At 63.0% G+C, this 5,299-nt stretch carries 3 protein-coding genes; 2 read left to right on the top strand and 1 reads right to left on the bottom strand.

Features of this window, described 5'->3' with window-relative positions:
- Nucleotides 1-181: 181 nt before the first annotated feature.
- Both RIV14_RS13225 and RIV14_RS13230 read left to right on the top strand, forming a co-directional pair.
- Nucleotides 182-814 (top strand): hypothetical protein, encoded by a 633-nt coding sequence (locus RIV14_RS13225; protein ID WP_143224268.1) that lies wholly within the window; start codon nucleotides 182-184, stop codon nucleotides 812-814.
- Nucleotides 815-854: 40 nt separating this feature from the next.
- Complete coding sequence (locus tag RIV14_RS13230) at nucleotides 855-2,804, top strand: VirD4-like conjugal transfer protein, CD1115 family (protein WP_081381908.1); 1,950 nt, start codon at nucleotides 855-857, stop codon at nucleotides 2,802-2,804.
- Between the two features lie 166 nt (nucleotides 2,805-2,970).
- Here the strand turns inward: RIV14_RS13230 and RIV14_RS13235 are convergent.
- Nucleotides 2,971-5,299 (bottom strand): heavy metal translocating P-type ATPase (locus tag RIV14_RS13235; protein WP_309325230.1); only part of this gene is annotated, 2,329 nt, incomplete at its 5' end.

The following is a 5,299-nucleotide window of genomic DNA, read 5'->3' on the forward strand; positions in this document are numbered from 1 at the left end:
CCTATTCTCCGAATCAAGGACAGTGTTCACCTAGATCAATTCACTGCCTCGGCGTCAACGAGTGAAGTAACATAATTGAACTGAGTCTAAGAATTACGAAAGGTGGCCAAAGAGTATTAAAATAATTAATTACCTGCCAACATCAGCACATTCTGTTCCGTCACCATTAGTAGAGGTCGTTATGCTCGCAGATGACACAGCCAAAGCAGCCATGGAAGTCACTATCAAGATGATTGGAGGGGTACCTCAGTTACTTGCCAGTATTGATCGGTTAACTCATTCAAGCCTTCATAACATTGCCGGACTTGGGCATAAAGGGGCGATGCTGGCGAACTCGAACTCCATCAAGAACGGGACAATTTCGCTCTCCAGGAAGCAGGCTCCGCTCGGGCGCGGCGTGGGCGCCAAAGGGGTGAGTAGCTCACTGTTCGCAAAAATTCAGGCAAGCCTTCTTCAGCAGGGAGTGAATCTTGCTGCCCAGATTGGAGGAGATGGCAACGTCCAAGTAACTATCAGTGCGAATAATCCTAGTTCCTTAATGAAGGGGCTATCAAGCCTCGGCGATATCCTCCGTGGTCGTAGCCAAAAGATTGGCGGCCCAAATTTGAAACCCAGAACTCCTCGTGGTACGAATCCCGGCAGGCCGAAGCCGGCGCTTTCCGGGCCGCAGAAGCATATCGACGGTATTCGTCAGGCTCGCCAGAAGATGCATCGCAATAATGTGCCTGGAAATAAAGGGGCAAGATCGATGCCCGGCCTGGGTGCCCCTCGGAGTGCGCCAATGAAGCCGCCGTCATTCGGGGTCCCGCGCTGACACTCGCGTTCTACAGCAACTAAATTTCGGAGGAAGAATAATGAGTAGAATCCGATATGTCATTCTCGCCTCAGTGACTCTGATTTCCTGGTGGATCGGAGATAAAATCTCCTGGCAGATACGGACTGACCATGCCTCAGGCCGCACTTTCAGTGACGTGATGGACAGATTCTGGTTCGACCTCAAGAGTCCTTTCCACGTCTCCTGGCAGACGACTGACATGCTCGTCGGAGCGGGATTCGCTGCGGTGATCCTGATGATGTGGGCTTATCATGTGGGTGCCAGAAAAGCCACTCGCCCAGGAGAGGAGCACGGTTCGGCAAAATGGGCGACTCCCCGGGACATTCGCCCTTACGTTGGAAACCGGTCGAATGATATTCTTTTCACTCGTACCGAATCTTTGAGTCTTGATTCCCGGAAGACCCAGCGAAACCTCAACGCTCTTGTTATTGGAAGCTCTGGTTCAGGTAAGTCGCGCTACTTCGTGATGCCTAATCTTCATCAGGGGAACACTTCCTATGTTGTGACGGACCCCAAAGGTGAGGTTCTCGCGGCAACGGGAAACAAGCTCCTTGAACTCGGGTATGAAATACGGTGCCTCAATCTTGTTGACTTCGCTCGATCCGACACTTTCAATCCTCTTGCGTACTTCAACCCTGACCAGGCGGAAGTCGACTGCGCAATTCTGACGGAAAACTTCATCACGAACACGACAGGAAAGAAGCCCGCCGATGGCGGCGATTTCTGGGAAAAGGCGGAAAGGGCTCTGCTAACCGCCCTTGTTGCGATGGTCTACTTCTCCAAGGGTGGGAAGGGGACGCTTCTCGATGTCGTCGAGCTACTGTCAAGAATGACGGCTTCTGAGCAAAACGAGGAAGCGCTCAGCTCGGTCGATGAGCTATTCCTTTCTACGAAGGATTACATTGCCGAGTATGAAAAGAATCCAGATTCCGACCCGGCCAGCGCCAAAATGTTCGAAGGTCTTCGGTTCGCATGCTCTCAGTACAATGTGTACACGCAGGGCGCGGGCGAGACCAAGAAGTCAGTGATCATCTCTCTGGGGGTTAGAATGGCTCCCCTTCACATGGCGCCCATGCGGAGAATACTGGGATCAGATACGATCAAGGCGGACCAGATTGGAATGCGCCCGACGGCACTGTTCCTTGTGATCCCCGACACCCACCAGGCATTCAACTTCCTGGCATCCATCTTCTATGAGACCTTCTTCGAGAAGAACATCTATATCGCGGATCATTCTGGTGGCCGACTTCCGGTTCCAGTGCAGTGCTACATGGACGAGTTCGCCAATATCGGCAAAATGCCCAGCTTTGAGCGTAAAATTGCCGTGATGCGTTCGCGCGGCATCTCCACCTCCGTTATCCTGCAGAACTACTCTCAAGGGAAAGCACTCTACAAGGATGACTGGGAGACTATTGTTGGAAACTGTGACTCCCTGCTCTTCTTGGGAGGAAATGAGGGGTCCACAACCGAGTTTATCTCCAAGAGGCTGGGTAAGGAGACCATCACCCAGGAAGACAACTCGGATCAGCGAGGAGCCCAGGGATCCTGGTCCCGGTCATATCGCTCGTCAGGTCGTGAGCTCATGACGGCAGATGAAATTTCTCGCCTTCCGGGTAACGAATGTCTTTACTTCCTGCGGGGTGTTCCCCCGTTCCGCTCTCGGAAGTTAGCGGCCCTGTCTGAGGGCTACTTCGAATACATGCCAACGGAGGCGCCTGAAATCCTATCCCCAGAGGAGAACCTCCTTCTGTCTCCTTGGGAGGACAGGCCAGAGTATAACGAGGCCGACAGCAATGACGATGAGTTCGCGGACATAAGCGACGATCCCGACCTTGCTGAGCTCGCTGACATGAGTCCTTCGGATCTCGATGAGTTCGGCGGCGAAGGTGACGTCGAGATCACCGTCGTTCTGAGTGACGGACGGCAGGATCGGCAGGTCATTCACCTCAAGGATCTTGACGCCTTCTGACCTCACTCCGACAGCTCCCTGCGGCGGCCCAGGTCCTGACCCCTCGTGCTGGCCACCCACCGAGATCCTGACGGAGGCCCCCCGCACAGGGGCACTTGACCGTATGAACCAGCCAGGGGCGGGACACCGCTACTCCCCGACGCCCATCCCGCACCCTGGCCCGTGGTCAGCCGGCGTGACGCAGCCGCAGGGAGTTGGAGACCACGATGACGCTGGAGGCGGCCATGGCGGCCCCCGCGATCATCGGGTTGAGCAACCCGGCGGCCGCCAGCGGGATCGCGGCCACGTTGTAGGCGAAGGCCCAGAACAAGTTCTGGCGGATGATCCGCAGGGTTGCCCGCGACACCCGCACTGCCGCCACCGCCGCGTCCAGGTCCGTGCGCACCAGGGTGATGTCGGCGGCCTCAATGGCCACGTCCGCCCCCGATCCCATGGCGAAACCCAGCCCCTGTGTACCGGCCTGGGCCAGGGCGGCGGCGTCGTTGACCCCGTCACCCACCATGCCGACCACCGCGCCCTGGGCCTGCAGGTCGGCGACGACGTCGCGCTTGTCTGCCGGCAACACCTCGGCGCGCACATCGGCGGCATCGATCCCCACCTGGGCCGCTACGTGCTCAGCGGCTCGGGCATTGTCCCCGGTCAGCAGCACCGGCCGGATCCCCAGCTCGCGCAGCGCCGCCACCGCCGCCCGCGAGGAGGGCCGCACCGTGTCCCGCACCACGAGAACGGCCACCGCCTTCAGTGGCTGCGCCCGCACGGTCTGGGAAGCGTCGAAGGCGCCATCCGCGGCGGTGTCGGCTCCAGTGGCACGGACCGTATCGACGGCGTCGGCCTCGTCGGGCGCCTCGGTCCCAGTGCTCGCGGTCTCACCGGCCCCGCCCACGGCCAGAACAACGGCGGTCGCCCCGGAGTCCTGGGCCTCCTCCACGGCGGAGCGCACCGCCTCGGGAACCTCTGCGCCCACCTCACTGGCGAGCCAGCCCGGCCGGCCCACCGCGACCCGGCGCCCCTCCACCGTCGCGGAGACGCCCCGGCCCTCGTGGTTGGAGAAGTCGGCAGGCGCCGGCAGGTCACCCAGGCGCTCGCGGGCGGCCACCGTGATGGCCGCGGCCACCGGGTGCTCCGAGGCGGACTCGGCCGCCCCCGCCAGGCGCAGCGCCTCCTCCCCGAGCGGGGCCAGGCCCGCAGCGGAGTCTGCGCCAGTACCCGCGGTGTCGCCCACCTCCCGGCAGGCCTCAACCTCCAGACTCATGCGCCCCTGGGTGACCGTGCCGGTCTTGTCCATGACCATCGTGTCCAGCGCCCGCGTCGACTCCAGCACCTCGGGACCCTTGATGACCACGCCCAGCTGGGCGGCCCGTCCCGAACCGACCAGCAGCGCCGTCGGCGTGGCCAGACCCAGCGCGCAGGGGCAGGCGATGACGAGCACGGCCACCGCCGCGGTGAAGGCCGCCTGCGGGCTGTGCCCGGTGAGCAGCCACCCCGCCAGGGTCGCGGCCGACAGCACCAGGACGATGGGCACGAACACCCCCGAAATCCGGTCCGCCAGGCGCTGGACGGGGGCCTTGCCCGCCTGCGCGGCCGTCACCATCCGGCCGATCCGCGCCAGCGTCGTCCCCTCGCCCACGGCCGTGGCCCGCACCAGCAGGACGCCGGAGGTGTTGACGGTCGCCCCGGTGACGGCCTGCCCGGCCTCGACCTCGGTGGGTACGGACTCCCCGGTGAGCAGTGAGGCGTCCACGGCCGAGCGGCCCTCGACGACGACGCCGTCGGCGGCCACCTTCTCACCCGGCCGCACGAGGAACAGGTCCCCGGCAGCCAGGTCCTCAATACTGATGCGCTCCTCGGTGCGGGTGGCCTCCGCGCGCGGCGCACCGTCCTCGTCCAGGACGTCGACGGCGTCGCGGCTGCCTGACGGCGAGGTGAGGACGACTCGGGTCACCTCCTTGGCGCCCAGCTCCAGCAGGGCGCGCAGGGCGTCGCCTGAGCGGTACTTGGCGCGCGCCTCCGCGTAGCGGCCCGCCAGGAGGAAGGTGGTCACCCAGGCGGCCGACTCGAAGTACATGTGGGCGGCATGCCCCTGGGAGCGGGGCAGCAGCTCCATGCTCATGCGCATGCCGATGTGCCCGGCCCCGCCGAGCACCAGCGCCCACAGGCTCCAGCCGGTCGCGGCGATCACCCCCAGGGACACGAGCGTGTCCATGGTGAAGGCCCCGTGGCGCAGTGCCCGGAAGGCCGCCTTGTGGAAGGGCCAGGCACCCCAGACCGCCACCGGCAGCGCCATGAGTGCCACCATCCACTGCCAGCCCGGTATCTGGAGGGCCGGCACCATGGAGATCGCCATGATCGGCACCGACAGGATGAGGCAGTAGATGAGCCGCTGGCGCAGGTCGGCGGCCCGCTCCATGTGCGAGGCGCCCAGAGCCGGTGCACCCCGCCCGGAGGCGGAGCGGGGGGAGGTGCCTGCGGTGCCGGTCGTGCTGCCGGCAGCGCCG

The organism is Actinomyces acetigenes (genome assembly GCF_031296635.1).
Classification (GTDB): Bacteria; Actinomycetota; Actinomycetes; order Actinomycetales; family Actinomycetaceae; genus Actinomyces; species Actinomyces acetigenes.